This window comes from Nocardia sp. NPDC004123, assembly GCF_053603795.1.
Window position 1 is genome coordinate 69774 of record NZ_JBSGGG010000012.1, and the last position, 26233, is coordinate 96006.

Consider the following 26233-nt stretch of genomic DNA (forward strand, 5'->3'; position numbering starts at 1 on the left):
ACTCTGTCAGGCGACGACGGAACGTTGTGGGACGCCGACGTATTGGCTCAGGGGGCGGATCAGGGCGTTGGAGGCGCTCTGTTCGATGATGTGGGCGGTCCAGCCGGTGATGCGGCTCATGACGAAGATGGGGGTGAAGGACTCGATGGCGAAGCCGAGCAGGTAATAGGCGGGGCCGGTGGGGAAGTCGAGGTTCGGCTCGATGCCGGTGGCCTCCTTCATCGTGCGTTCGAGGATGTCGTACATCCGCACCCAGGTGTCGCCGTCAGTGGCGGCGGCGATGTCGAGGAAAGCCTTTCTCATGGTGGGCACCCGGGAGTCACCGTTCTTGTAGACCCGGTGGCCGAAGCCCATGACCTTTTCCTTCTTGGACAGCTTGTTGCGCATCCACTCCTCGGCCAGCGCCGGATCGCCGATCTCGAGCATGTCGTGCATGACCGCCTCGTTAGCCCCGCCGTGGAGCCGGCCCTTGAGTGCGCCGATGGCGGCGGTGACTGCGCTATAGATATCCGAGAGTGTCGAGGTGACCACGCGGGCGGCGAAGGTGGAGGCGTTGAAGCTGTGCTCCGCGTACAGGATCAGCGAGACTTCGAAGGCCTTCACCAGTTCAGGTGCAGGGACTGTGCCGAAGCACATGTTCAGGAAGTTCTCGGCGAAACCCAGATGTGAGTGCGGCGCAATGGGATCCAGGCCCTGGCGGCGGCGGTGATCGGCGGCCACGATGGTCGGCAACACCGCCATCATGCGAAGTGCTTTGGCGCGGTTGGCTTTCGCCGAGTTGTCGTCCTCGGCGGGGTCTTCGGCGCCGAGATAGCTGATAGCGGTGCGCACCACGTCCATGGGGTGGCAGCTGTCGGGCAGCTTGGCCACCAGCGACAGCAGCGAGCGATCCGCGCGCCGCGAGGCACGCTCCTGCTGCAGGAACTGGGCCAACTGGGTGTCGTTGGGCAGTTCGCCGTACCAGAGCAGGTAGGCGACCTGTTCGAAGCTGCAGTGCGCGGCCAGATCCTGGACCGCGTAGCCGCGGTAGATCAGGGAGTTGGTTTCCGGCACCACCTTGGAGATCGCGGTGGTGTCGACGACGACGCCGGCGAGACCCTTGTAGATGGTCGGAATCGCGGTCTCCGTCATCACTGGTTCCTTCCCAGGGTGAAATTGAAGATGTCGGAATCGAATTCGTTGTAGCGCTCGTACTGCAGCAGCTCGTAGAGCCGGCTGCGGTGCTGCATGCGATCCAGCAGCCCGGACTGGGTACCGGTCGCCGCGATCTCCCGCAATCCGGTTTCGGCGGCGAACATGGCCAGCCGCAGCGTGGTCACCGGGTAGATGACCGCGTTGTAGCCGATCGACTCGAGCGTCTGGGCCGGAATCAGTTCGGACTTCCCGAACTCGGTCATGTTGGCCAGCAAGGGAATCGACAGCGCAGCCCGGAATTTCTCGAAGTCGGCCTCGGTGTGCAGCGCCTCGGTGAAGATCAGGTCGGCACCGGCCTCGGCGTAGGCCTTGGCCCGGTCGATGGCCGCGTCCATGCCCTCGATGCCCGCGGCGTCGGTGCGCGCACAGATCACGAAGTTCGGGTCCCGGCGGGCGGCCACGGCCGCACGCAGGCGGCGCACCATGCCGGCGGTGGGCACCACGGCCTTGCCGTCGAGGTGGCCGCAGCGCTTGGGGTTCACCTGGTCTTCGAGGTGCAGCCCGGCGATGCCGGCGTCCTCCATGACCGTGACGGTGCGCGCGACGCTCATGGGTTCGCCGAATCCGGTGTCGGCGTCGATGAGCACGGGCAGGTCGGTGACTCGGGCGATCTGCTGACCGCGCCCGGCCACCTCGGTCAGCGTGGTGAGCCCGATATCGGGCAAGCCCAGATCAGCGGAGAGCACCGCGCCGGAGACATAGACGCCCTCGAAGCCGACCTCCTGAATCAGCTTGGCCACCAACGGGTTGAACGCACCGGGGAACCGCTGGATCGTGCCGGAGCTCAGCCCCGCTCTGAACGCTGCGCGCTTGTCTGCGGCCGAGGTGGCGGCGGCGAGCAAGCCGGTCATCGGAACAGCCCCTTCGGCGACCGGGGCGCGCGGGCGAGCACGTCCGACGAGACGGTGAACGTCAGCTCCGACAGCTCGCCCGCGGACAGCTGGCCCGCGCGCTGGGCCACCTCGAGGAAGCGATCCTGCTCGGCGGGCGCGATGACACCCTCGGCGAGAGTGCGGAACTTGGCGACGTATTGATCCCGGGCGAAGGGACACGCGCCGAGTGGATGCGCATCGGCGACGGCCAACTCGTCGATGATCACCTCACCGCTCTTCAATGTCACCTCGGCGCGGGCGCCGAACGCCTTCTCGTTCGGGTCTGTCGAGTGGTAGCGCCGCGTCCACTCCGGATCCTCGGCGGTGGAGATCTTGTTCCACAGCTCGATCGTGTCCGGACGCTGCGCGCGCTCCGGCGCGTAGGAGCGCTCGTGATGCCAGGTGCCGTCCTGCAGCGCCACCGCGAAGATGTACATGACGGAGTGGTCCAGGGTTTCGCGAGAAGCCTTGGGGTCGAACTTCTGCGGATCGTTCGATCCGGTGCCGATCACGTAGTGGGTGTGATGACTGGTGTGCAGCACGATCGACGCGATCTGGTCGAGGTCGCCGATCCGCTCCCGCATCCGCCGCGCCAGATCGATCGGGGCCTGGCTCTGGTATTCGGCCGAGTGTTCCTTGGTGTAGGTGTCGAGAATCCCGCGCTTGGGCTCACCCGGACCCGGCAGCGGCACCGAGTATTCGGCGTTCGGGCCGCCCAGCAGCCACGCGATCACACCGTCCTCCCCCTCCCAGATCGGCGCGGGCGCGCCTTCGCCGCGCATGGCGCGATCCACGGCCTCCACGGCCATCTTCCCGGCGAAGGCCGCTGCGTAGGCCTTCCAGCTCGAGATCTCACCCTTGCGGGACTGACGGGTCGCGGTGGTGGTGTGCAGGGCCTGACCGACGGCCTGGTAGATGGTCTCGGTGTCCAGGCCGAGGAGTGTGCCGATACCGGCGGCCGCCGACGGTCCGAGGTGGGCGACATGGTCGATCTTGTGCTCGTGCAGGCAGATCGCGCGCACCAGATCCACCTGGATCTCGTAACCCGTTGCGAGACCGCGGATCAGGTCGCGGCCGGTGCGTCCGGTGTGTTGCGCGACGGCCAGGATCGGCGGGATGTTGTCCCCCGGGTGCGAGTACTCGGCGGCCAGAAAGGTGTCGTGGAAGTCGAGTTCGCGCACCGCGACCCCATTGGCCCACGCCGCCCACTCCGGGGAGTACGAGCCCTCGACCCCGAACACGGTGGCGCCCGGCCGGTAGGGGTGGGCCAGCGCCTGCGCACGGGCATTGGCGACCGGGCGGCGGGCGATCGAGGCCGCCGCGACCGCCGCATTGTCGATGATCCGGTTGACGATCATCGCCTCCACCTCCGGAGCGACCTCCACGGCATCCGCGGCAACCTCGGCGATCCGCCAGGCGAGGTGTTCCTCTCGGGGGAAGTGCTCGGCGGAGCGGTGGGTGCGGACGAGATGGTGCTTCACTGTCGGAGTCCTCCAGGGCGTCGATTTCACCGGTACATTTCGCACGCTACACAGCGCTGTATTCGACCGAAACACCACGCAAATGCCGATTTTTGTGGAACCAGCCCTGCGAATTTGCAAAGGTTGTGAAAATAGGAATTGCTAGATTGAACCCAAGTAGAAGATGTACGCGGGTGCGCGATTGCGCACGGTCCGGGAATAGCGGGGGTTCACCCGGTCGGCCTGAGCCAAGGCGCTCGGGCTATCCGTGAGCTACGTCAACCAGCTCGAGCGCGACCAGCGACCGCTGACCGCGCCGGTGCTGCTGCGCCCGGGCAGGCACGGGTGCCGTTCTTCTTCGTGCGCACCGACCGCGCCGGCAATATCTCGAAGCGGCAGTCCACCATGGCCTTCCACTTCTCCCGGGTGGGCGGCAGCTGCCCGCTGTCGGTGGTGCACGAGGCGTTCTCGACGCCGGGGAGCATCCGCACCCAGATCGCGCAGATGCCCGTGCCGACCGTGGCGTAGCGGTCAGGCGCTCAGGGGCGCGGCGGTCACCTCGTAGCCCAGGTTGGTCAGCACCTCGGTGGTCGCCTTGGCGAAGTTGTGGGTGATGAAATGCAGGCAGGGCGCGCCTTCGTCGATCAGGCGCTGCGCCATCTCCGTGGCGATCTCGATACCGGCCGAGCGTGCGGCGGCACGATTCTCCTCCGGACCGTCGCCCGCCGCCTTCCGCAGGCGCTCCAGCACCGTCGTGGGCAGCTCGCGCCCGGACAGCTCGACCGCCCGCCGCACCGTGCGCAGCGAGGTGATGGGCATCAGCTCGGGAATGATCGGCTTGGCCCCCTCGACCGGATCGACCTGCAGCACCCGGTCGCGCAGGCGTAGATAGTGCTCGGGGTCGAAGAACATCTGTGTGATCGAATAATCCGCTCCGGCACGGAGTTTCGCGGCCAGGAACGCGGTATCGATGTCCAGGTCGGGGGAGCGGTGATGGCCCTGCGGGAACGAGGCCACCCCGACATGGAAGTCGCCGAGATCCCGCACGATCCGTACCAGCTCCTCGGCGTACTCGACGCCGTCGGGATGCTTGCGCCAGTCACCGAGCGGGTCGCCCGGCGGGTCGCCACGCAGCACGAGAATATTGCGGATACCGCAGTCGGCGTACGCGCCGACGAGCGCGCGCAGTTCGGCGACGCTGTGACCGACCGCGGTCAGGTGCGCGACCGGCAGCAGCGTGGTCTGCTGCGCCAGCTGCCCGGTGATGCGCGCGGTGCGGTCCTTCGTGGAACCGCCTGCCCCGTAGGTCATGGAGACGAAGGCCGGGTGCATGCGCTCGAATTCGCGTACCGTGCGCCACAGCCGCGCCTCCCCGGCGGCGTCGCGCGGTGGATTGAATTCCACCGAGAAGGGCACCCGAGGGCCGGAGTGCGTGCGCAGGCTCCGCACGACCGACGGTACTCCGGTGACTATCGGTGAGATCCGGGTCGAGCGCTCAGCGATCGAACGGTTCCGTTCGAGTGGGGAATCCATGATGACCTCGTGGAAGAGATTGTGGCGCGGCCGATGCCGCGCCGATGGGAGAACGACGTCACGCCGGGGCGCCCGCGGTGTGGAGCGCCCCGGCGCGCGGTCAGCGCAGCGCCTGTGCCGCCGTGACCAGGTTGCGCAGCGAGGCGGTCACCTCATCGGTGTGACGCGTCTTCAGGCCGCAGTCGGGGTTGACCCAGAGCCTTTCGGCCGGAACGGCTTTCAGTGCCAGGCTCAGCGACTGCTCGATCTCGCCCGGGCTCGGCACGCGCGGCGAGTGGATGTCGTACACGCCCGGCCCCACGCCCAGGCCGAAGCCTGCGGCCGTGAGGTCGTCGAGCACCTCCATATGGGAGCGGGCGGCCTCGATCGAGGTGACGTCGGCATCCAATTCCGCGATGGCGCCGATGATCTCGCCGAACTCCGAGTAGCACAGGTGCGTGTGGATCTGCGTGGCGTCCGCGACGCCGGAGGTCGCCAGCCGGAACGCGTCCACCGCCCAGTCGAGGTAGGCGGGCTGGTCGGCGCGGCGCAGCGGGAGCAGTTCCCGCAGCGCGGGCTCGTCCACCTGGATGATGCCGATACCCGCGGCCTCGAGATCCACCGTCTCGTCCCGGATCGCCAGCGCTATCTGGCGTGCGGTGTCCGCGAGCGGCTGATCGTCGCGGATGTAGGACCACGCCAGGATGGTGACCGGCCCGGTGAGCATGCCCTTGACCGGCTTGGCGGTCAGCGACTGCGCGTAGGTGCTCCAGCCGACCGTCATGGCCGCGGGGCGCACCACATCGCCGAACAGGATCGGGGGCCGGACGCATCGGGTGCCGTAGGACTGGACCCAGCCGTTCGCGGTGGCGGCGAATCCGTCGAGCTGCTCGGCGAAGTACTGCACCATGTCATTGCGTTCGGGCTCGCCGTGCACCAGCACGTCCAGGCCGATTTCTTCCTGCAGCGCAACGACTTCGGCGATCTCCGCTCGCATCCGCGCGTCGTACTCGGCCTGATCGATCTCCCCGCGGGAGAGCTCCGCGCGCGCTACCCGGATCCGGCCGGTCTGCGGGAACGAGCCGATCGTCGTGGTCGGGAGCACCGGCAGGTGCAGTCGCTGCTGCTGGAGCGTCCGGCGCTCGTCAGCCGGGGCGCGCCGGGCGTCGGACGCCCCGGCCAGACGGGCCCGCACGGTCGCGTTGTGCAGCCGGGGGTCGGATCGCCTGTCCCGCACGGCCGTTCGCGCGATCTCCAGCTGCTCGCCGACCGCGTCCTGCCCCTCATGCACGGCGCTCGCGAGCATCCGGATCTCCGCGATCTTCTCCGCGCCGAAGGCCAGCCATGAGCGCAGCCGCGGCTCCAGCGCGGTCTCGGCGTCCAGACTGTAGGGAACATGCAGCAGCGAGCAGGAGCTCGATACGGCGACCCGGGCACCGCCCTCGCGCAGGGCGGCCAGCCGGGGCAGCGCGCGATCGGGATCGACGCGCCACACGTTGTAGCCATCGACGATGCCGGCCACGATGAGTGTGTCCCGAAGCGACTGCGCCGCAACCACATCCGCGTCGCCGCCCGCGACCAGATCGACGGCGATACCTTCGATGCCGGTCGCCGCCAGCACCGGCAGTGCCTCACCCAGACGGCCGAAGTACGAGGCCACCAGCAGCGCGGGCCGCGCGGACACCTCGGCCAGCCTGCGATAGACGGTGTGCACCAGCGCCAGTTCGGTCTCGCTCAGATCGGTGACCAGCACCGGTTCATCGAGCTGCACCCAGCGCGCGCCCGCCTTCGCCAGCAGGCCCAGCAGCCGCTCGTACAGCGGCAGCAGATCCGGCAGCCGGTCCAGCAGGTCGCTGCCGTCCACCGACTTGGCCAGCTTCAGGAACGTGACCGGTCCCAGGATCACGGGACGGGCCGGAACGCCCAGTGCCAGCGCCTCTTTCAGCTCGGCCAGCGGCTTGGCCGGATGCAGCGAGAACTCCGTCGCGGCCGAGAGCTCCGGCACCAGGTAGTGGTAGTTGGTGTCGAACCACTTGGTCATCTCCAAGGGCGCGACCTCGGCGGTGCCGCGCGCGGCGGCGAAATACCGGTCCAGCTCGTCCTCGATGCCGCCCACCCGGTCGGGCAGTGCACCCAGCAGCACCGCGGTGTCGAGCACATGGTCGTAGTACGAGAAGGTCCCCACCGGAACCGAATCCAGGCCGGTGTCGCGGATCCGCAGCAGCTGTGCGGCGCGCAGCCCCGCCGCGACGTCGTGCAGCGTGGCGGCGTCGATCCGCCCCGCCCAGTACGACTCGACCGCGCGCTTGAGCTCGCGGTTGGGCCCGATGCGCGGCAATCCGAGCACCGTGGCGGTGAAAGTGTTGTCAGGGTTCAGCATTGATGAACTCCTTGGTCAGTAGCCGATGGCCGCCGCCCTTGAGAAACGCACGCTGACGGAGCCCGCAAAGCATCGATCCCGTGCCCAGGTCCCACTCGGCGTACCGCCCAATCCACGAGGCGACGACCGCCGGATACGGCGTATCCGGCACAACGGGCAGGTCTTCGGACTCGTGGGCATCGACCCGGAAGGGTCGGCCCCGGCGCTCGAGGCCGGGGCTGGTCCTACTGGCCGTCGCTTCCCAGGCATCACTTCATGCGCCCAGTGCGAATGACGGCTGTCGTTCCCACTCACCGCTGCGGGACAGTCCCGGATTCTCACCGGGTTCCCTCTCACCCGCTCGGCACGCGCACGCGCCGCCGGGCTTCGACGCCATCGGATGGATCAGGGGCTCCTCGACTCCACCTCCGGCGAACCAGCTGCGATGGCGAATATAGCGAAGGTTCGCACGAACCCGCTGCGCGGCCGGCGCGATCCCATCAGCTGGACAGTCGTGCGCACCCGGATTGACCAGCGTGGATGTGTCCTCGTATGGTTGTTCGACGATGTCTCGAGGAATCCGGTGCAATTCCGGAGCGGTCGCGCCACTGTGAGCATCCCGGTAGGGGTGTGAGTCAGACCCTCGCATCGTGAATTCGATCGACTGTGGGGACGCGAAATCCCCCTGACTCAAAGGGGTCACCGTGGCTACGTCCTACGCTCCTCGTTCCGGTCTCGGCACCGGCGCTCTCGCCCTCCCCACCACCGCCCTGTGGCTGGTCGGCACCACCCTTCTCGCGCTGCTGGCGATCTACTTCATCGGCATCGACCAGGGTGCGGTGTCGATCTTCGGCAGTGACATGCACGTCCACGAGTTCGTGCACGACGGACGGCATTTCCTCGGGTTCCCCTGCCACTAGTCGCGGGAATCGAGTCACCACAATGGAAAAGCGAATCATCGGCCGAGGAGTCCTGCTGGGGGCACTCGGCGGATTGCTGGCGTTCGTCTTCGCCCGGATCCTGGCCGAGCCCATCATCAACCGGGCCATCGACTACGAATCCGGCCGCGACGACGCGCAGATGGCCCTCGACAAGGCCGCCGGAAAGCCCATGGGCGACATGGGCCCCGAACTCTTCACCCGCGCCCAGCAGGAGAACATCGGGCTGGGCTTCGGCGTGATCGTGTTCGGCGCGGCGCTGGGCGCGCTGTTCGCGGTGGTCTACTTCCTGGCGCTGCGCAAGGCCGGCAAGATCGCCCCGCGCAATCTGGCGCTGCTGGTGTCGGGCGGCATGTTTCTGGTGCTGTACGCGGTGCCGTTCCTGAAGTACCCGGCCAACCCGCCCTCGATCGGGCATCCGGAGACCATCAAGGAACGAACGGCGCTGTTCGTGGGCATGATCGTGATCAGCGCGGTCGTCCTGCTCGCCGCCATCTGGCTGGGCCGCAAACTGGCGGCACGGCTGGGCAACTGGACCGCCGGCGTCACGGCTTCGGTGGCCTTCGTGGTGGTCATGGGCGCGGTCATGGCATTGCTCCCGTCCCTCGGGAAGCTCTCGGCCAATAAGGAGTACGGCGACTTCGCCACCGAAACCCCGCAGCCACTGAAGGATCCGTCCGGAACGATCGTGTACCCCGGCTTCCCCGCCGACGACCTCTATCACTTCCGGCTGTATTCCTTCGCCGCCCAGCTGATCCTGTGGGCGGTCATCGGCGTCGGCTTCGCCTGGCTCGCCCCGCGCCTGCTCGGCGACCGCTCGACCACCACCGAACTGGCCGCATGAGCGCGGTCACCCGCCTCACCCTGGTGACGCACGCGATCACCGACGCCGTGCAGGCCGCCCGCTTCCCGGCCGACGAACCGCTCAACCCGCTCGGGTCGCGGTCGGTCGAGAAGGCGGGCGGCCTCCCCGGCCTCGAACCCGCCGTCGTCTACCATGCCCCGGAAATCCGTACGGCCCAAACCACTCACGGTCTGAGCTTGACCGGAACTCCCGAGCCGGCCCTCCGGGATATCGACCACGGCACCTGGAGCGGCCGGTCGATGGACGCACTCCCGCCCGACCAGCTGATGGCCTGGCTCACCGATCCCGCCTACCGCGCCCACGGCGGCGAATCCATCATCGGACTCCTCGACCGCGTCGGCTCCTGGCTGGGCTCGCTGACCGGCCGCGGTGATCGCATCGTCGCGATCACCCACCCCGCCGTGGTCCGAGCTGCGGTGTTGCTCACCGTGAACGCTCCCGCGGAGTCCTTCTGGCGCATCGACATCCCGCCGTTGACGGCCACCACGCTCCACCATCGCGCCCCCGCCTGGACCCTGCGGACCACCGCCCACGATCTCATCGTTTGATCGTCGGTGGCGCTCCGGCCGTCGCTCACGCGGGCTATCGGATCCCGACGATCACGCGGTCGTCGCCGTACTGCCATACGATTCCGGATTCGGCGAAGCCCGCCTCGCGTGCGAAGGCGATGTAGTCGTGGACGGTAGGTCGGTCGTCGACCGGGTGGGCGAATCCGCCGTCGCGCAGCCGGACCAGGTCGGCCAGTTCGGGAGCGTGGTCGACCGCGGCCCACCACGTGTCCCAGTCCTCCGTACTCGCGGTTCCCATGCGTTGGGCGCGGCGGGCGGTCATGGCTTCGCCCAGTGCGTCCAATCGCGGGCCGGCGGCTCCTTCGTGGAGATGGTCCCCGTCGATGAACAGACCGCCGGGTGCGAGTGTGTCCGCGCAGGTTCGGATCAGCGCGCGAAGCGGTTCACGGTTCATCCAGTGCAACGCGGTGGTGCTCACGAACGCGTCGGGTACTCGAGGCAAGCGGAGTCTGTCGAGCCAATCGCGCTCGCGCAGATCAGCGTTCACCGTACGGAAGCGCGGTGACCCCAGGGTCATCTCGGCCAATGTCAGCAGCAGTGGATCCACGTCCACGCCGACGATGGTGGCGGCGGGCATTCGCCTGAGCAGCCGGTCCGACAGCGTTCCCGGCCCGACGCCGAGGTCGACGATCAACGGGTCCGTCCGGTCGGCAAGTTCGGTCAGGACGTCACCGATCACCTCGAACCGCTGTTCGCGATCGGGCATGTAGTGCTCCTGCTGACGATCCCACCGGCCGACCCAGTACCGCGCCCGCGACATATCGAGTTTGCTGGTCGTCACACGAATCCTCCTCGCAGGTAAGGTATTTCGCGCATTCTGCGACAACCGCGCCCTTCCCGGTCGACGCGCTTCGACGCCCCAGCATATGTGTGTCGAACCCAATACAAGACCATTTGGTCCGGTTTGGGGCGAAAAGGCTTCTGCGGCCGCTTATGGACAGAGCCGGATATGAGGGCGCAACTCGTGCCCACCCGCCGATGGTCCGGGCATCCCGGATATCACCGCGGCGTGCTGGTATGCATGCATTGCCGTAAAACTCACTCGATACAGAAAAGGAACCGGGATATGACCGACGAACACTCCCACGTCGAGCCCCATACCCACCCACACAGTCACGGCACCCAGACCCATGCCCACGCCCACAGCACGCACGAGCATGACCACAGCGAACACGAACACACCCATACACATGAGGACGGGACCGTGCATTCGCATCGCCATGTGCATCAAAGCGATCTACTCGACGATCACTCACACACCCACGACTGAGCCGAACCGCACGGGAACACGGCTGCGGTGCGGCCGGGCGTCAGCTGGTCAGTCGTGATGGTCGGTTCGCTGCTGGAGTCCGGCGGTCCATTTCTCTTCGATGCGTCCATAGCGCCAGGCGAGGATGGCGATGGCCCAGGTCCCGACGAACAGGCCGACGATCAAGTAGCCGATCAGGTTGAGGTCCAGGGCGCTGATCCAGTCGAAGAAGCCTCCGGTCCAGCCGAATTGGTCGGCGAGCAGGCCGACAAGTTCGACGGTGCCGATGATGAGGGCGACCGCGACCGAGAGCGCGGTGATGGTGATGTTGTAGTAGACCTTGCGCACGGGTTTGGCGAAGGCCCAGCCGTAGGCGAAGTTCATGAAGCTGCCGTCGATGGTGTCGAGCAGGCTCATGCCGGCGGCGAACAGGATCGGCAGGCACAGGATCGCGTACCAGGGCAGGCCCGCCGCGGCGCTGGTGCCGGCCAGGACCAGCAGCGCGACTTCGGTGGCGGTGTCGAAGCCGAGGCCGAAGAGGAGCCCGATCGGGTACATCTGCCAAGGTTTGGTCACCGACTTCATCACCGGGCCGAGCAGTCGGTTGATCAGACCGCGTTGTGCAAGTTGGTTTTCCAGCTCGGCGTCATCGAACTCGCCGGTGCGCATGCGCCGGAACACGCGCAGGATGCCCACCAGCACAGCGATATTGATGATCGCGATGACATAGAGGAACGTCCCGGACACGGTCGTGCCGATCAGGCCCGTGTAGTGGTGCAGTGCCGAAGAGTCGTCCTCAACTGGCCCGACGATGGCCTTTACGCCGATCGAGAGCAGCAGCGCCAGACCGAAGACGACGCTGGAGTGGCCCAGGGAGAAGAAGAATCCGACCGACAGCGGTCGCTGCCCGTCGTGCATGAGTTTGCGGGTGGTGTTGTCGATCGCGGCGATGTGGTCGGCGTCGAAGGCATGCCGCATGCCCAGCGTGTAGGCGGTCAAGCCGACCCCGATACCCAGGGTCCGATCGCCCAGGCTGAAATGCTGCGGAGCGACGAACGCGACCAGGGTGAACCAGCCCAGCACGTGCAAGCCGATGATGACCCCCGCCATCGCGGCCAGCCGCAGCCATTCCGGGCGGGTCAACGCCAGCCGATCGGTGACCGCGCGAAAGGGTTTCAGGATTGCAGACATCACGATATGCCCTCTCCGCACGAGCCGAATTCATCGAAGGTAGAACGCATCCCGCCTTGTTGCAACTGATTGGCAAGACGAGGGTTGGCGGTTGAGCGGGTGGAAGCGGCAGACTAGGGGCCATGGCGCGCGTTTCGCACCTGACTCACGCACCGGCGCCGGCCGGTGAGCACAACGCTCGCCGTTTGCTGCGCAGCCGCGGACTGCGGTGCACCGCACCACGACTGGCGGTGCTGTCGATCCTGGACGGCTCGCGCGAGCAGGGACACCTGACGGTGGCCCAGATCCAGCAGGGTCTCGCCTCGGCCGGCCACGAGGTCGACCTCACCACCGTCTACCGGACGGTGGCGACCCTGGTCGACGCGGAAGTGCTGCACGCCTTGGTCATCGATGAACGGATCACCAGCTACGGGCTCACCGACATCCCGCACCATCACGCGGTGTGTACCCGGTGTGGCGCGATCGACGAGGTCCCCTCGGCACATCTCACCGTGGCCCTGGCCGAAGCACGCAACGGCAGCCGCTTCGCCCTGCCCGACACCGGCGGACTCACCCTGCACGGTTTATGCCCGGCCTGCCAGCAGGACACCGAGCACTGACCACGCAGGAACCGCGGTCGACTACTCGATGAGTTTTGCGTGGTCAGTTCATGTTCGCGATGTGGTGTCCCACAACCCGCGAATCTCATACCCGCCACCGATGCGCTGGGCATCGATGCGGTGGGAGTCGGCAACCTTCCGCTCACCTTCGATGCGGTCGATGATCGCCTGCACCGACCACTGATTGTCGCTCGACATCTCGCTGCCCTCCCTGCCGTCGTTGTGGTTCCAGCACACCACCAGCGATGCAGGGGATACAGTGATGTTGGGTACCCGGTCCGAAGTCGTCCAAATCTCCATGAGCCGACCCGTAAATCCCGTGGACCGCACCCGATTTCGTGCTCCGATCGACCCGATTTCACGTAGTGATGGGACGTCGACATGACCAGTGCGTACGACGACACCGAGAACACTCCGAGTTCGACGCTGCCGAGGCGGCAATTAGGTCGGTTCCTACGCGAATTGCGCGAAGCCAATGGCTTTACCATCGCTACCGCCGCGAAACTGGTCGATTTGTCCGCGTCGGCTCTGCAACGTATCGAGGCGGGCCAGACCCAGAAGGTGCGCAAGCAAGACGTGCGTGCACTGTGTGAAATCTATGGGGTCGGCTCCGGCGATGCCGCTGCCGCAGCCGATTTGGCGGCCGTGGCCAGGATGCAAGGCTGGTATCACGCGTATGGCGGACTGTATTCGGACGCGTTCAACATGTATGTGGGACTCGAAGCAGCTGCGCGGCGACTGACCACCTACCACGAACACATTCCCGGTCTGCTGCAGACGGCCGACTACGCCCGCGCCATCATCGGTGCGTATCCGGGATTCGCCGATTCCACCGACGTCGACCGCCGAGTCGAACATCGGCTGAGGCGACAGGCGATAGTTACTCGCAAGACCAATCCTGTTGTCCTGGAGGTGTTGCTGCACGAGTCGGCATTGCATCGGATGATCGGCAACCGGCAGACCATGGCCGCCCAGTTGCGCCACCTGGCCGAAGTATCGAAGCTGGACAACCTCACGGTGCGCATTCACCCGTTCGCGGCGGGGATGACCTGGGGAATGCCACGAGGGTCGTTCACGGTCTTGGAGTTCGACGCCGAGCCCGGGCATGAACCAGTAGAACCGCCCATCGTGTATATCGAGGGCGGGCCGACCCAGGACGTGTACCTGGAAAAACCCGACGAAGTGCGACTCTATAGTGAGCTTGCGTCAGCGATTCGAAGCTCGGCACTGGACGATGGACCCACCCGGGAGTTGGTACGCCGGGCGACGAAGGAGTATGAGCGTGAGCAGCATTGATCCCTCCGAGCCCAAGTGGTTCAAAAGCAGCTACAGCGGCAGTCAAGGTGATTGCGTCGAGGTCGCGCATCTCGACGGCGGCATGGTCGGTGTCCGGGATTCCAAGAATCCGACCGGTCCGGCTCTGATGTTCGGGCCGGGGGAGTGGGATGCCTTTACGTCCGGTGTGGTCGGCGGAAAGTTCGGTCATCCGGCCTGACGCCGATCGCTCTGATGCTGAGGTGACAGGTCGAGTAGATCATCGGGTTTCGGCCTGAGGCGCAACTTCCGAGGGCTCGATACCGCAGCGACACCGATGCGGGTGTGTGGCCGTGCGTGATGCCGGTGGTGCGGATCATGGCGTGGCGGAGCTGGATTCGTTGATGGCCCGAGGCGCGTTCAAGGTCCGCCCGCTCCCCGTCGGAGCCGAGGGAGCGGGCGTCTGCTAATTCTTCTTGCGGGACCGAGGGTTCCGGGTCGGCAGAATCCTCGGCTAGCCGGAGATGCTGGGGAGCGGGCAGCCGAAGCTGCCGGTGGAGCTGGCTGCGCCGACCTGGACGGTCAACGGCGTCAGGGGCATAGGGGTGTTGAAGCTGAAACCGGCTGTGGCGGTGAGGACGTGCTGGCCCGGGGTGGCAGGTGTCCACGAGACTTCGGCCGGGTTGCCGAGCAGGCTGGTGCCGACCTTGCCGGTGCCGATGGTGGCCCCGTTGTCGTAGAAGGTGACGGGCATCTCGTTGAACGCGCTGCTGCCGCCCCCGACCAGGTCGCCGCTGGTCAGCGTGTAGCTGCACCCGGCCTGCGGGTTCGAGCCCTTCAGCGTCACCTCGCCGATGCCGGCGGCCGCGGCGTCCGGAGCCGCGGCCAGCAGCAGCGCGCCCGTGCCCGCGATCGCCGTCACGGCGAGTTTCGCGTGGCGTACCCAGGGTGTTGTCATGGCGTCCCTTCACTACGAGATGTCCGCGCGGTCACGAACATTCGACGCGATCCGCGACCACGCCGAGATAGTGAAATTAACATGCTTCAGAATTGGCCGAGCCGGATTCGCGGCAGCCGGACCGGCAGCCGGCCGGCTGGGGGAAGTTCCTGGTCAGTCGCAGAGCCGGACCGCGTCGGTCTTCTTGTCGGCATAGCGCGAGAGGGTGCCGCGCTCGCTGTCCTGAATGACCGCGAGGGTTTCCCAATGGTCGCCCATCCAGTTGAGGAGGGTGACCTGCTTGCCGGTCCGGTTCCAGTACGAGGTGAGCAGATCGCCCTTGCCGGCATTCCCGATGTCGTGGAGGAAGCAGTCGGAGTTGGCCTGGACAACCAGGTTTCCGGTTCCGTCGCGACCCTCCCATCCGCAGAACATGCCACCGGGGCAGTCATAGGCGTAGGCGTGCGCGGGGGTCGCGGCGACCAGGGATGTGGCGGTGAGCGCGCCGAAGGTCAAGGCGACGGCGGCGAGGGGCGCGAGACGCGCGCTGTTCGAGCGGGACACTGTTTCCTCCTCTGGCGGGACACCCAACTGCGGGTGCTGCGGGGAAGCGTATGGACAGCTGCCGGTTCCGGACGTCCGCCGAACTACTCACCGCGCCTACTCATTCGAAGCCGGTGGCCGAGGCTCGCACGGAATGGCGAGGGTTCGGGTTGGATCCGGCCCTTCGGGCGCGAGCATGATCAAAGTTATTGCGTGACAACAAGGCTCGACTGCAACAGGTTTCTGTGGATTGCGGCTCTTGTGGGTTTCGGTGTGTTGCAACGGAATTACAGATAGTTCACGTTGCTAACAATCTGGAGGTCCCCGAATGTGTGGGATTGCAGGGTGGGTGTCGTTCGAGGCGGATCTGACGCGGCGGCAGGGGTGGTGGACGGGATGACGGAGACCATGGCGTGCCGGGGGCCGGATGCGCGGGGGACGTTCGTGCGTGAGCATGTCGCGCTGGGGCATCGGCGGCGATCACCGGCTCGTCGAGTACGTGTACAACACGCCCTGGGAACTCGAGACCTTCGACGGTCGCGAGAAGAGCCTGCTGCGGGCGGCGGCGAAACACGTGCTGCCGCAATCGGTCGTGGACCGCGTCAAGAGCCCGTACCCGTCCCCGGGTACGCAGCCGATCTGCAGCAGCACGTGAAAGAACGCCTGATGGAACACGATTCGCTGTTGTTCGACCTCTGGCAGCGATGGCGAGAACTGTCGTAGCCATCATTTTCTTGGTGTGCATGATCTCATCCCATCCGTTCGGGATTGTCATTCGACGCTCCCCCGACGCACGGCAAAACGGATGGGATGAGATCAATAATGCGCTTGCACGCGCTCCCTGTCTATGGGGATTACCGCTGGTGAGGGCGGTTTTACGAGACTGCGCCGCTCGACTTCCCGCAGCAGCGCGTGCACCCGCGGGTCACGGGTCAGGCGGGAATCGAGCACGGTATTGATCACGCCACGCAGCAGCGAGTAGGGCATCCAGGCCAGCGGCGAGATGGCCTGCGGTGCGCGGTGCTCGATGGCGTCGGCAATGGTGCGCGCGGCGTGCTCGGCGGTGATGCGGGTGCTCAGCGGCCACGGCAGCAGCGCCTCGATGCGGCGGCCGAGCTCGTCCCGGTCGAGGGTCGAGTGGGTCATCTCGGTGTCGACGATCCCGAAATAGGCGACGCCCGCGGACGCCCCGTGCGGCGCCAGCTCGACCCGCAGCGCCCGGCCGAGCTGCTCCACCGCCGCCTTGCTGATCATGTACGGCGCGCCGCCCATCCCCGGAGCGAAAGCGGCGCACGAGGATACGACCTCGACATGCCCGCGCGCGGTGATGATGTGGTCCAGCGCCGGGTGCACGGTATTGAACACCCCGGTGAGGTTGATGCCGATGACCCGGTCGAACTCGGCGGGATCCATGGTCCGCAGCGTCGCCGGCGGCGGCACCACGCCCGCGTTCGCCACCACGATGTCGAGATGCCCGAAGTAGGCGACCACCTGCGGAATCGCCTCGGCCATGGCGGCCCGGTCGGAGACATCCGCGATCACCGGCAGCGCCCGATCACCCAGGGCGGCGGCCAGCGAGGTGGCGGCCCGGGCATCGACATCGACGATGGCCACCGACGCGCCCCGCCGGTACAGCACCCCGGCGAGTTCGCGGCCGATACCCTGACCGGCCCCGGTGATGAGGGCGACCCGGCCTTCGGGACGGAAGGGGCCGGGACCGGGGAGACAGCGCGGAGTGGACATCAGCGGCTCATTTCGTAGGAGTCGGAGTCGAAACGCCGGGTGCGCCGGCGGTATTCGAAGCTCCAGTTGGGGTACAGGCCGGCATTGCGGCCGTCGGCGGTGGTGTAGTAGCTCTGGCAGCCGCCGGTCAGCCACACGGTGTCGGCGCTGCGGCGGTCCATCTCGTCGAGGAAATCGTCCTGCACCTCGGGGCGCAGCTCGATACGGTCGATTCCCCTGTCGCGCATGGTCTTCACCGCATCCACGATGTAGGCGATCTGGGATTCGATCATGTAGACGGCCGATTGGTTCCCGGCCGCGCCGAACGGGCCCAGCGTGCAGAAGAAGTTGGGGAATCCTGCGAAGGCCGCGCCCAGATAGCTCTGCGGCTCCTGGTGATACAGGTCCGCGATGGACTGCCCGTGCCGTCCGATATAGCGGTGATACGCCGACGGAATCGAGGTGAAGCCGGTGCCGAAGATGATGGTGTCGACCGCGTGCTCGGTGCCGTCGCGCAGCACGATCGAATGCGGGCGCACCTCGGCGATGCCGTCGGTGACGACCTCGACATTCGGCTGATCCAGCGCGGGTAGATAGGCATCGGAGAAGATGGCGCGTTTGCATCCGATGACATAGTCCGGGGTCAAGGTCTTGCGCAGCGCCGGATCGCGCACCTGCCGTAGCAGCTGCAACCGGCCCAGTGCCTCGTATGGATGGCGGAACCGCTTGTCCACCAGCGAGATCAGGCCGAAACCCTCGATGGCGGCGTACCAGCCGCCACGGATCGCCTTCTGGGCGAGGGGAATCCGACGTAGTAGCGTCCGTTCCAGACCCAGCGTGCGCCGATCCATCCGCGGCACGATCCACGGCGCGGAGCGCTGGAACAGCAGCAGCCGGTCGACCACCGGCTGGATCTCCGGCACGAACTGCACCGCCGATGCGCCCGTGCCGATCACGGCCACCCGCTCGCCGGTCAGGTCGTGGTCGTGATCCCAGTGCAGCGAGTGGAAGGCCTTGCCCGCGAACCGATCCAGCCCCGGCAGCTCGGGATACTTGGCCTCCGCGAAGATGCCCGCCGCGGAGATCAGGACATCGGCGGTGAGCGCACCCCGGCTGGTCTCCACCCGCCACAGCGAGCGCTCCTCGTCCCAGCGCGCGTCCAGCAGTTCGGCGCCGAATCGGATGTGCCGCACCACATCGTGGTCCGCGGCGACCCGGCGCAGATACTCCAGGATCTCGGCCTGGCGTCCATAGGTCCGCGACCAGTCCGGATTCGGGGCGAATGAATAGCTGTAGAGCTGTGAGGGGACATCGCACGCGCAGCCGGGATAGGTGTTGGCCCGCCACGTCCCGCCCAGATCCTCGGCGCGCTCGAGAATCACCAGGTCCTCGAACCCGGCCTCGCGCAGTTTGATCGCCAGGCCGATGCCCCCGAATCCGGCCCCGACGACGGCGATCCCGACATGTTCTGCCGGTGCCGAATCGGGTTCGGCCACAGCTGTTTCCGTATCAATCGACATGAGTGTTCCCAGCGTTCAGAGATCGAGCACGAGCGCGTCGCCGCAGGCGCGGGACACGCAGAGCAGCATCCGGTCCTCCCGCTCGGCCGCGGTGAGCAGCCGGTCGCGGTGGTCCACGTCGCCCGCGCGGACCCCGACCTTGCAGGTGCCGCAGAAGCCCTGGCGGCAGGAGTAGTTCACATCGGGCAGCACCCGCCGTACTGCCGCGAGCGCCGTCTCCTCCGCGCCGACCCGGACCGTCCGGCCGCTGCGCGCCAGGGTGATGTCGAAGGCCCGCCCGTCGACCACGGGCGGTGCCGAAAAGCGTTCCGTGTGCAGTGATCCCGTCGGATCCAGTGCGAACCGGCAGCGCTGCGCCGCCGCCAGCATGGCGGGCGGACCGCACACGTACACGGCCGCACCGGGCGCCGCGCTCGCGATGATCGCGGCGATATCGGGCGGTCCGAGCTCGTCGTCGGGCCGCACGTCCGCGTCGGGCAGCTCGTCCAGGAACGGCATCGTCGCCCGTGACCGCCCCGCGTACACCAGTCGCCCGCGCGACCCGGCGGCCCGCACCATCGGCAGGATCGGGGTGATGCCGATCCCGCCGGCCAGGAACAGATACGACGGCGCGTCGACCAGCGTGAAAGCGTTGCGTGGCCCGCGAATTCGCATGCGGTCCCCGACCCACAGCGAGTCGTGCAGCTCGCGCGACCCGCCTTCGCCGTCCGGGATCAGCCGCACCGCGATCCGGTACCGCGTCCGATCCCGCGGATCCCCGCACAGCGAGTACTGCCGTTGCCGCCCCGACGGCAGGAACACGTCCACATGCGCCCCGGGCCGCCAGCTCGGCAGGTCCCGCCCGTCCGGGGCCCGTAGCGTCACCGCGAGCACGTCGGGTGCGGGCCGCTCCAGTTGCTCGACCACCGGGTCCAGCTCGAACCCGCTGTGGCGCACCGGATTCGACGGCGACAACAGCCGAGCCGCGCGGCCGCTCACGAAAAGCTGCTTGTAGGCGTCCATCATCCCGCCGAGCATCCGCAGGCTCGCGGGCATCGTGGCCGCATCCACGGAGTCGACCGCATGCGCCCGACCGGTCGTGCTCGCCTGGCCCGGGCTGCCGGACCGGTGCGCCGCGCCGACCCGGGCCGGGACGGCCGTTCGGCTCTTGGCGCCCAATTGGATTCGCGTGCTCACGCTGTCCTCCCGGCTCACTCGGCGGTCGCCCGTGCCGCCGGGGAATGTGCGAGATACCGCAGCGCCACATCCATCGGGCCCAGTTGCGACGGATGGAATCCCGGCCGCAGATACCGCGGAATCTCGGTGAAGAACACCGTCCAACTGGGAATCACGCCACGCCGCGTCGCGCTCAGGAACTGCTGCGCCCAGAACCGCCCCTTCCGCGGCGACGGATCCTTCCGATACAGATATCCGGCCGAAATGATGAACAGCGGCAGCAGCGTCGCGCTGGCCAGTACCGCGGTGCGCGCCTTCCGCAGATACCCGCCGTCGAGGTACATGTACGCGTCGTAGACCACGCTGCGGTGCTCGACCTCCTCGGCCCCGTGCCAGCGCACCAGGTCCAGCATGGCCGGATGCATGCCCTCGGTCTCCAGAATGTCGGCATTGAGCAGCCATTCGCCGATGACGGCCGTGTAGTGCTCCATCCCGGCGAACAGGCCCAGCCGCTCCTTGAGCCACTCCTCCCGGGCCCGGCCGCTCAGCCCGTGATCGCCGAGAATCCGATCGACCAGCCAGGCAATGGCATCGACATAGGAGTCGACGTCCAGCCCGAGGGACCGCAGGTGCCGGCGCGCCGCCTCGTGACTGCTGGCGTGCATGGACTCCTGCCCGATGAACCCGGTCACCTCCTCCCGCAGCCGCTCGTCGTGGATGTGGGGGAGGGCCTCCGACAGCGTCTGCGCCATGGCCCGTTCGCCCTCCGGCAGCACCAGGTGCATGACATCGACAATGTGGGTTGCCAGGACTTCGCCCGGAATGTAGTGCAGCGGAACGGAATCGAAATCGAACCGCACATCGCGGGCGGAGATGGCGTGCGCCTCGTCGCGGTAGTGGCGCTGCGTCGCGCCAGCCTTGTCAGCCATGACCGAACCGTACAGCGCAACAAATCCTATTGCAATGTTGCAGCTACAAATTGTCCGAGATTGTTGCAACGGGGGTGACGCCTGCTAGCGTGGATCCGGTGACGACCGCGTCGAAAAACCCGCTGACCCGCACGGATGCCGCCGATGACATCGAGACGCGCATCCTCGACGCGGCACTCGTGCAGTTCCAGAAGGTCGGGGTCAAGAAGACGACGATCGAGGACGTTGCCAAGCAGGCCGGCGTCGACCGGGTGACCGTCTACCGCCGGCTCGGCTCCCGCGACGACCTGGTGCAGGCCGTCGTCAGCCGCGAGGTCGGCAACCTGCTGGCCGAATTGTCGAGCATGCCGGACCGGCACGACGACCTACCCGGACTGGTTGCCGACATCTTCGTCACCGTCATCACCCGCTGGCGGGCGCATCCGCTGGTGGAGCGGCTGCTCGCGGTCGAGCCGGACCGAATCCTGGTGAAACTCACCGTCGAAGGCGCGACCACCTTCGCCATGTCCGTCGCGGCCACCGTCCAGATCCTGGAGCGGGCCGCCGCCCGGGGCCTGATCGAGGCCCCGGACGATCTGGCCGCGCGCACCGAAATCGGCTGCCGCATAGTGCATTCGCTGATTCTCGTCGGCGGCGGCGCGGCCACCCTCGAAACCCCGGACGAGCTGGGGGAATTCGCGCGCACGTATCTGGTGCCGATCCTCGTCGGGTAGGGGATGCCCGACTACAGCACCGCCTGGGTCTGGGTCACCTTGGCGGCGAGTTTGCCCGCGTCGTCCCGGATTTCGGTCTCCACCACGATGAAGCTGCGCCCGGCGTGCAGCGGACGGGCCGTGGCGGTGGCGTGACCCGAGCGCAGGGCACGCAGGAAGTTCGTCTTCGACTCCACCGTGGTCGTGCCCTGCTTGCCCTCCGGCAGATTCAGGAAAGCGCACACCGCGGCGGTGGCGTCGGCCAGCGACATGAGCGCGCCGCCGTGCATCGATCCGCCCAGGGTGCACAGGTTCTCGCGCCACTCCAGGCGGCTGCGCACCAGCTCCGGGCCGCATTCGAGGACCTGGACGCCGAGGCCCTCGGTGAACGGCATGGTGGCGAACAGCTGGGCGCCCGTCGGAGCGGTGGCGATCTCGATATCGGTCATCCGATCGACTCTGCCCGACGCCGGGCCGCGCGTCGATTACTTCGCGGGTAATCGTGCGGGTTCGGAAGTTGCTGCCGATGCGCGAGGTAATCGCCTGTGCTCCGCAGTAATCGGTGGGTCCGCGGCCGCGCGTCGGGCGGCGATTCTGGAAGACTCGGCACGTGCAGGTTGGTGTGCTCGGGGCCGTTCGGGTCCATGCGGAGGATGGGACGCCGGTGGAGATCCCCGGCGTGCGGGTGCGGATGCTGCTGGCGCGGCTGGCGCTGGAATCGGGGCGGGACGTGCCGGCGAACGCGCTCATCGACGGACTCTGGGGTGAGGAGCCGCCCGCCGAGGCGGCCGGAGCATTGCAGGCCGCGGTGTCGCGGCTGCGGAAGGCATTGCGCGGCGTGGGCACGGTCGAATTCGGGACCGGCGGCTACCGGCTGCCCGGGGTGACGGTCGACGCCGATCGGTTCGAGGACCTGGTGCGGCAGGGTCGTCAGGAGCTGGCCGCCGGGCGGGCGGAAGCGGCCACCCGGCAGCTGGGCGAGGCTCTCGCGCTGTGGCGTGGACCGGCGCTCGGTGATGTGCAGGACGCGCCGTTCGCCCAGGCCGCTGCGACCAGGCTGGACGATCTACGGGCCGCCGCGGTCGAGGACCGGTTCGACGCCGAACTGCGGCTGGGCCGGTACGCCGATGTGCTCACCGATCTCGAGATCGCCGGAGGGGACAATCCGCTCAGCGAGCGGCTGGCCGCGCTGCGCATGCGGGCGCTGGCGGCGGCGGGACGGCAGTCGGACGCGCTGGCCGTGTACGAGGAGATGCGGGAGCGGCTGGACGAGGAACTCGGCATCGATCCGGGAGCCATCCTGCGGGACACGCATCTCGCGCTGTTGCGGGGCGAACTCGAAATCCCCGCTCCGCGTGGGGAATCCGTGACCCGGACGCTGCCCGTGCGGCTGACCGGATTCATCGGGCGCGAGGCGGAACTCGCGGAACTGGCCGGGCTGCTGGCGGATTCGCGGCTGGTCACCATTGTCGGACCCGGCGGAGCGGGCAAGACCCGGCTCGCGCTGGAAGCCATGGACCGGCAGGCCACCGGGGCGGTGTTCTTCGTACCGCTGGCCGAACTGGGCGCGCCCGACCAGCTCGCGGACGCGGTGGCCGGGGCGCTCGACAGCGACTCCGCCGCGCGGCCGGACAAGACCGCCCGGCTGACCGAACTACTGGACGTCGGGCCCGCGGTGCTGGTGCTCGACAACTGCGAGCACGTCATCGCGGCCGCGGCGGCCCTCGCCGAACAGCTGCTGGATCGGCTGCCGCAGCTTCGTGTACTGGCCACCAGCCGGGAACCCTTGGCCATCACCGGCGAGGCGCTGTGCCACCTGGGACCGCTCGGCGTTCCGGTCGAGACAGCGGATCCCGTTGTGGCCCAGGGCGCACCGGCCGTGCGGCTGTTCACCGATCGCGCCGCCGCCATCCGCCCCGGCTTCACCCTCGACGACGCCACCGTCGCCCCTGTGGTGGAGATCTGCCGTCGACTCGACGGCCTCCCACTGGCGCTGGAACTCGCCGCCGCCAAGCTGCGCGCCATGAGCGTCGACCAGGTCGCCCGGCGGCTCGGCGACCGCTTCCGGCTGCTCACCTCCGGCAGCCGCACCGCCCTGCCCCGGCAGCGCACCCTGCTCGCCCTGGTGGAATGGAGCTGGGACCTCCTCGACGAACCCGAAAAGATCCTGGCCCGAAGGCTTTCCGCCTTCCCCGGCGGCGCCACCGCCGAGGCAGCCGAAGCCATCTGCGCCGACGGCGACCTCCCCATCGAGGACATCGTCTACCTCCTCGACGCCCTGGTCGAGAAATCCCTCGTCACCGTCACCCCCGACGACCCGCCGCGCTACCGCATGCTCGAAACCATCCGCGCCTACGCCGCCGACCAGCTCACCCGCTCACCCGACGACCTGACCCCGCTCTTCACCGACTACTACCTCACCCTCGCCGAACACGCCGAACCCCACCTCCGCGGCACCGAACAGCTCACCGCCATCGCCCTTTTCGACGCCGAACACGCCAACCTCGCTGCGGCACTTCGTACCGCCCTCGGCACCGGCCCCGACCCGGATACGGCGATGCGGCTCGTGCGGGCCATGTTCTGGTACTGGGGAATCCGGGGAATGAGCAGCCAGTTCGAGAGCTCGCTCGATGCGGTGCTGCGGTTCGGGGACGAGCTCCCGGCGGCCGCGCGGGCCGCCTTCCGGGTGATCGCGCTGATGGCCGGTTCGCCGCCCGCCGGGAGCTCGCTGACCGCGCTCATCGAGGACTGCGTGCAGGCCGGCGGGCTGGAATTCCATGCGGCCGTACCACTGTGGACGGCGCTCCTGGCGGCGCGGGCCGACGACGAGAAGCTGGCCGAACGGCAGCTCGAACAGGCGCTGACCTGGCCGGACCCGTGGGTGCGGGCCAGCGCGCAGCTCGCCCGCGACATCGCCCTGACGGGGCAGGGGCGCCTGCACGAGGGGGCCGCCGCGCGACGGGAAGCCCTGCGCGGCTTCGAAATCGTCGGCGACCGCTGGGGCCTGGGCATGGCGCTCCTCGCCGTCGGCCGCGCCCACTCACTGCAGGGCGACCACAACCAGGCCCGCGCCGCCTACGCCCGCGCCGTCACCCTTGCCTCCGAACTCGGCACCGAGGACGACATCGTCGCCGCCCGCACCGCCCTCGCCGACGAACGCATGCGCGCCGGCGAACTCGCCGAAGCCGCCCGCGACATCGACGCCGCCCAGCGCCTCGCCGCCGACCAGGGCTTCCCCCGCCTCGCCGCCGTCATCCTCCTCACCAGCGCCGAATTACACCGCCGCACCGGCGATATCACCCGCTCCGACCAAGAACTCGACCAACTCGAGCATCGCTTCCGCCACCTGCCCTATCCAGAAGCCATGGCCGCCAACCACATAACGGTCGCCCGCCTGCGCAACCGCCTCACCGAAGGATCGCCCGCCGCGGCCCGCGCCCTGCTACCCCGCGCCATCGAAGGCGCCTTCACCTACGGCGACTCCGCCGCCACCGCCCAGGCCCAAGCCCACGCCGCCGAACTCCTCGCGAAACTCCATCTGCTGGAAGACAACCCGTCCGCCGCCGCCACCGCCCTCGGCCTCGGCCAAGTCATCCGCGGCACCGCCGACCACGGCGAGCCCGAACTCATCGCCCTGACCGCCACCCTCACAAACCGCCTGGGCGACACCGAATACCACCGCGCCTATCACCTCGGCGCAGACCTCCCTCGACCACAGGCCCTGGCCCGCCTCGCAACGGAGGCCACCCCCGCCCCGTAATCGAAACCGAGAAGTCGACCCGCGACTTTCCAAACGCTGGACGCTGTATTCTGATCACCAGAGCTCGCCGCGCCCTCAATGAATTACGTCTTGCGGCATCGGGAAATTGGTAGAGACGCAACCGATAATCTCCATCCGGGTGGGGGAAAGCTCGTTCTGCCCGCCGCCCGGCCCGACACGATCGAGGGTGAGCATCATGACCACACACAGCGCCATCGGCATTCTCGGAGCAGGAAATATCGGCCAGGCGGTCGCCGACAAGGCCGTCCGTCACGGCCACGAGGTACTCATCGGCAACAGCCGGGGCCCGGAGACGCTCCGGGCCGTCGTGGAGCAGTTGGGGCCGAAGGCCCACGCGGTGACGGCCGGGGAGGCGGCGCAGGCCGAACTCGTGTTCCTCGCGGTGCCGTTCACCGCGGTCCCGGATCTGACCGGGCTCACCGACTGGTCCGGGAAGATCGTCGTCGACACGACGAATCAGTTCGCCTCGGCGAACCCCTGGCAGGGCCGCTACGACGTCGGTGACCTCACGGGCAGCGAGTGGGTCGCCGAGCGCCTTCCCGGCGCGCGGGTCGTGAAGGCCTTCAACACTGTGTTCGCCGCATTCATCGCCGCCGACCCGCAGCATGCCGAAGGCCGGCAGGTGATCTTCTACGCGGGCGACGATGCCGAGGCGAAAGCCGCCGTGGCCGGATTGCTGGACGAGTTCGGATTCGCCGGCCTGGACCTCGGTGGTCTGCGTGCCGGCGGACAGCTGATGCAGCTGGACGGTCCGCTCAACGCGCGGCACCTGCTTCTTCAGGACGTCGGCTGACGCCCGGGTCATCCTGGTCGACTCGGCCAGGGCGTGATAACCAGTTAGTTGCCGAAAGGTTCTGTATGGGAGCAGAATCGAGCGGGTGGAACCGGGGCG

At 67.8% G+C, this 26233-nt stretch carries 25 protein-coding genes, 2 pseudogenes and 2 riboswitches; of the genes and pseudogenes, 12 read left to right on the forward strand and 15 right to left on the reverse strand.

The features are described from left to right. Positions 1 to 6: 6 nt before the first annotated feature. The 3 genes from ACWEQQ_RS18805 to prpD are packed head-to-tail and all read right to left on the reverse strand — an operon-like array spanning position 7 to position 3547. Positions 7 to 1131: a bifunctional 2-methylcitrate synthase/citrate synthase gene (locus ACWEQQ_RS18805; RefSeq protein WP_452349068.1), complete on the reverse strand. Its 1125-nt coding sequence runs from the start codon at positions 1129 to 1131 to the stop codon at positions 7 to 9. Further along, positions 1131 to 2045: a methylisocitrate lyase gene (prpB, locus tag ACWEQQ_RS18810; RefSeq protein ID WP_452349069.1), complete on the reverse strand. Its 915-nt coding sequence runs from the start codon at positions 2043 to 2045 to the stop codon at positions 1131 to 1133. Before prpB ends, ACWEQQ_RS18805 begins: the two co-directional genes overlap by 1 nt. Then, on the reverse strand, positions 2042 to 3547 hold the full coding sequence (gene prpD / locus ACWEQQ_RS18815) for a 2-methylcitrate dehydratase PrpD (protein WP_452349070.1): 1506 nt from the start codon (positions 3545 to 3547) through the stop codon (positions 2042 to 2044). The genes prpB and prpD overlap by 4 nt, the downstream gene beginning before the upstream one ends. Positions 3548 to 3856: 309 nt before the next feature. Here prpD and ACWEQQ_RS18820 point away from each other — a divergent pair. Next, positions 3857 to 4036: pseudogene (locus ACWEQQ_RS18820) on the forward strand (short-chain fatty acyl-CoA regulator family protein); the annotation flags it as partial. 21 nt (positions 4037 to 4057) lie between these two features. On the opposite strand, the gene ACWEQQ_RS18825 reads toward ACWEQQ_RS18820, so the two are convergent. Both ACWEQQ_RS18825 and metE read right to left on the reverse strand, forming a co-directional pair. After that, positions 4058 to 5059, reverse strand: a complete 1002-nt coding sequence (locus ACWEQQ_RS18825; protein WP_452349071.1) for a methylenetetrahydrofolate reductase — start codon at positions 5057 to 5059, stop codon at positions 4058 to 4060. A 100-nt stretch (positions 5060 to 5159) separates the two neighbouring features. Next, on the reverse strand, positions 5160 to 7418 hold the full coding sequence (gene metE / locus ACWEQQ_RS18830; RefSeq protein ID WP_452349072.1) for a 5-methyltetrahydropteroyltriglutamate--homocysteine S-methyltransferase: 2259 nt from the start codon (positions 7416 to 7418) through the stop codon (positions 5160 to 5162). A 138-nt stretch (positions 7419 to 7556) separates the two neighbouring features. Further along, positions 7557 to 7773: riboswitch (cobalamin riboswitch) on the reverse strand. 173 nt (positions 7774 to 7946) lie between these two features. After that, positions 7947 to 8062: riboswitch (cobalamin riboswitch) on the forward strand. Between the two features lie 39 nt (positions 8063 to 8101). Here metE and ACWEQQ_RS18835 point away from each other — a divergent pair. From ACWEQQ_RS18835 to ACWEQQ_RS18845, 3 genes are read left to right on the forward strand one after another with little or no spacing between them, the layout of a single operon-like run. Next, a complete protein-coding gene (locus ACWEQQ_RS18835; RefSeq protein WP_354838114.1) occupies positions 8102 to 8317 on the forward strand; it encodes a CbtB domain-containing protein in 216 nt (71 codons plus the stop codon). A 22-nt stretch (positions 8318 to 8339) separates the two neighbouring features. Continuing rightward, positions 8340 to 9179 carry a CbtA family protein gene (locus ACWEQQ_RS18840; protein WP_452349073.1) on the forward strand — a complete coding sequence of 280 codons (840 nt, stop codon included), beginning with the start codon at positions 8340 to 8342 and terminating at the stop codon, positions 9177 to 9179. Beyond that, a complete protein-coding gene (locus tag ACWEQQ_RS18845) occupies positions 9176 to 9748 on the forward strand; it encodes a histidine phosphatase family protein (protein WP_452349074.1) in 573 nt (190 codons plus the stop codon). Before ACWEQQ_RS18840 ends, ACWEQQ_RS18845 begins: the two co-directional genes overlap by 4 nt. Before the next feature lie 34 nt (positions 9749 to 9782). Here the strand turns inward: ACWEQQ_RS18845 and ACWEQQ_RS18850 are convergent, their stop codons facing one another. Next, on the reverse strand, positions 9783 to 10550 hold the full coding sequence (locus ACWEQQ_RS18850) for a class I SAM-dependent methyltransferase (protein ID WP_452349075.1): 768 nt from the start codon (positions 10548 to 10550) through the stop codon (positions 9783 to 9785). Between the two features lie 285 nt (positions 10551 to 10835). On the opposite strand from ACWEQQ_RS18850, the gene ACWEQQ_RS18855 reads away from it, so the two are divergent. Continuing rightward, positions 10836 to 11039 carry a zinc transporter Slc39a7 gene (locus tag ACWEQQ_RS18855; RefSeq protein ID WP_452349076.1) on the forward strand — a complete coding sequence of 68 codons (204 nt, stop codon included), beginning with the start codon at positions 10836 to 10838 and terminating at the stop codon, positions 11037 to 11039. Between the two features lie 48 nt (positions 11040 to 11087). On the opposite strand, the gene ACWEQQ_RS18860 is transcribed toward ACWEQQ_RS18855, so the two are convergent. Further along, positions 11088 to 12209, reverse strand: coding sequence for a HoxN/HupN/NixA family nickel/cobalt transporter (locus ACWEQQ_RS18860; protein WP_452349077.1), 1122 nt, complete (start codon positions 12207 to 12209; stop codon positions 11088 to 11090). 122 nt (positions 12210 to 12331) lie between these two features. Here ACWEQQ_RS18860 and ACWEQQ_RS18865 point away from each other — a divergent pair, with 122 nt between their 5' ends. Then, complete coding sequence (locus tag ACWEQQ_RS18865; protein ID WP_452339569.1) at positions 12332 to 12808, forward strand: Fur family transcriptional regulator; 477 nt, start codon at positions 12332 to 12334, stop codon at positions 12806 to 12808. Positions 12809 to 12856: 48 nt separating this feature from the next. On the opposite strand, the gene ACWEQQ_RS18870 is transcribed toward ACWEQQ_RS18865, so the two are convergent. Then, entirely contained in the window at positions 12857 to 13006 is a 150-nt protein-coding gene (locus ACWEQQ_RS18870; protein ID WP_452349078.1) for a hypothetical protein, read from the reverse strand. Between the two features lie 183 nt (positions 13007 to 13189). Here ACWEQQ_RS18870 and ACWEQQ_RS18875 point away from each other — a divergent pair, with 183 nt between their 5' ends. Both ACWEQQ_RS18875 and ACWEQQ_RS18880 read left to right on the forward strand, forming a co-directional pair. Continuing rightward, on the forward strand, positions 13190 to 14104 hold the full coding sequence (locus tag ACWEQQ_RS18875) for a helix-turn-helix domain-containing protein (protein WP_452349079.1): 915 nt from the start codon (positions 13190 to 13192) through the stop codon (positions 14102 to 14104). Next, a complete protein-coding gene (locus tag ACWEQQ_RS18880) occupies positions 14091 to 14303 on the forward strand; it encodes a DUF397 domain-containing protein (RefSeq protein WP_452349080.1) in 213 nt (70 codons plus the stop codon). The genes ACWEQQ_RS18875 and ACWEQQ_RS18880 overlap by 14 nt, the downstream gene beginning before the upstream one ends. A gap of 273 nt (positions 14304 to 14576) precedes the next feature. Here ACWEQQ_RS18880 and ACWEQQ_RS18885 read toward each other — a convergent pair whose 3' ends face one another. Next, on the reverse strand, positions 14577 to 15020 hold the full coding sequence (locus tag ACWEQQ_RS18885) for a hypothetical protein (RefSeq protein ID WP_452349081.1): 444 nt from the start codon (positions 15018 to 15020) through the stop codon (positions 14577 to 14579). Positions 15021 to 15173: 153 nt separating this feature from the next. Beyond that, positions 15174 to 15563, reverse strand: a complete 390-nt coding sequence (locus ACWEQQ_RS18890; protein WP_452339564.1) for a peptidase inhibitor family I36 protein — start codon at positions 15561 to 15563, stop codon at positions 15174 to 15176. Positions 15564 to 16020: 457 nt separating this feature from the next. Here ACWEQQ_RS18890 and ACWEQQ_RS18895 point away from each other — a divergent pair. After that, a pseudogene (locus tag ACWEQQ_RS18895) lies at positions 16021 to 16164 on the forward strand (asparagine synthase-related protein); the annotation flags it as partial. A gap of 194 nt (positions 16165 to 16358) precedes the next feature. Here the strand turns inward: ACWEQQ_RS18895 and ACWEQQ_RS18900 are convergent. The 4 genes from ACWEQQ_RS18900 to ACWEQQ_RS18915 all read right to left on the reverse strand — a co-directional run bounded on the left by ACWEQQ_RS18900 (position 16359) and on the right by ACWEQQ_RS18915 (position 20868). Next, positions 16359 to 17285, reverse strand: a complete 927-nt coding sequence (locus ACWEQQ_RS18900; RefSeq protein ID WP_452349082.1) for a short-chain dehydrogenase/reductase — start codon at positions 17283 to 17285, stop codon at positions 16359 to 16361. Continuing rightward, positions 17285 to 18784 (reverse strand): flavin-containing monooxygenase, encoded by a 1500-nt coding sequence (locus ACWEQQ_RS18905; protein WP_452349083.1) that lies wholly within the window; start codon positions 18782 to 18784, stop codon positions 17285 to 17287. The genes ACWEQQ_RS18900 and ACWEQQ_RS18905 overlap by 1 nt, the downstream gene beginning before the upstream one ends. A gap of 15 nt (positions 18785 to 18799) precedes the next feature. Next, the gene (locus ACWEQQ_RS18910; RefSeq protein ID WP_452349185.1) at positions 18800 to 19819 is read right to left on the reverse strand and encodes a PDR/VanB family oxidoreductase; all 1020 of its coding nucleotides are present in this window, start codon (positions 19817 to 19819) and stop codon (positions 18800 to 18802) included. 155 nt (positions 19820 to 19974) lie between these two features. Continuing rightward, on the reverse strand, positions 19975 to 20868 hold the full coding sequence (locus tag ACWEQQ_RS18915) for a metal-dependent hydrolase (RefSeq protein ID WP_452339561.1): 894 nt from the start codon (positions 20866 to 20868) through the stop codon (positions 19975 to 19977). Between the two features lie 98 nt (positions 20869 to 20966). Between ACWEQQ_RS18915 and ACWEQQ_RS18920 the strand changes: the two genes are divergently transcribed. Continuing rightward, positions 20967 to 21581: a TetR/AcrR family transcriptional regulator gene (locus ACWEQQ_RS18920; protein ID WP_452349084.1), complete on the forward strand. Its 615-nt coding sequence runs from the start codon at positions 20967 to 20969 to the stop codon at positions 21579 to 21581. Positions 21582 to 21592: 11 nt separating this feature from the next. Here the strand turns inward: ACWEQQ_RS18920 and ACWEQQ_RS18925 are convergent, their stop codons facing one another. After that, on the reverse strand, positions 21593 to 22009 hold the full coding sequence (locus tag ACWEQQ_RS18925; RefSeq protein WP_452349085.1) for a PaaI family thioesterase: 417 nt from the start codon (positions 22007 to 22009) through the stop codon (positions 21593 to 21595). 161 nt (positions 22010 to 22170) lie between these two features. Here ACWEQQ_RS18925 and ACWEQQ_RS18930 point away from each other — a divergent pair, with 161 nt between their 5' ends. Continuing rightward, on the forward strand, positions 22171 to 25320 hold the full coding sequence (locus ACWEQQ_RS18930; RefSeq protein ID WP_452349086.1) for an ATP-binding protein: 3150 nt from the start codon (positions 22171 to 22173) through the stop codon (positions 25318 to 25320). A 196-nt stretch (positions 25321 to 25516) separates the two neighbouring features. After that, positions 25517 to 26134, forward strand: coding sequence for an NADPH-dependent F420 reductase (locus tag ACWEQQ_RS18935; RefSeq protein WP_452339558.1), 618 nt, complete (start codon positions 25517 to 25519; stop codon positions 26132 to 26134). The last annotated feature ends 99 nt before the right edge of the window (positions 26135 to 26233 follow it).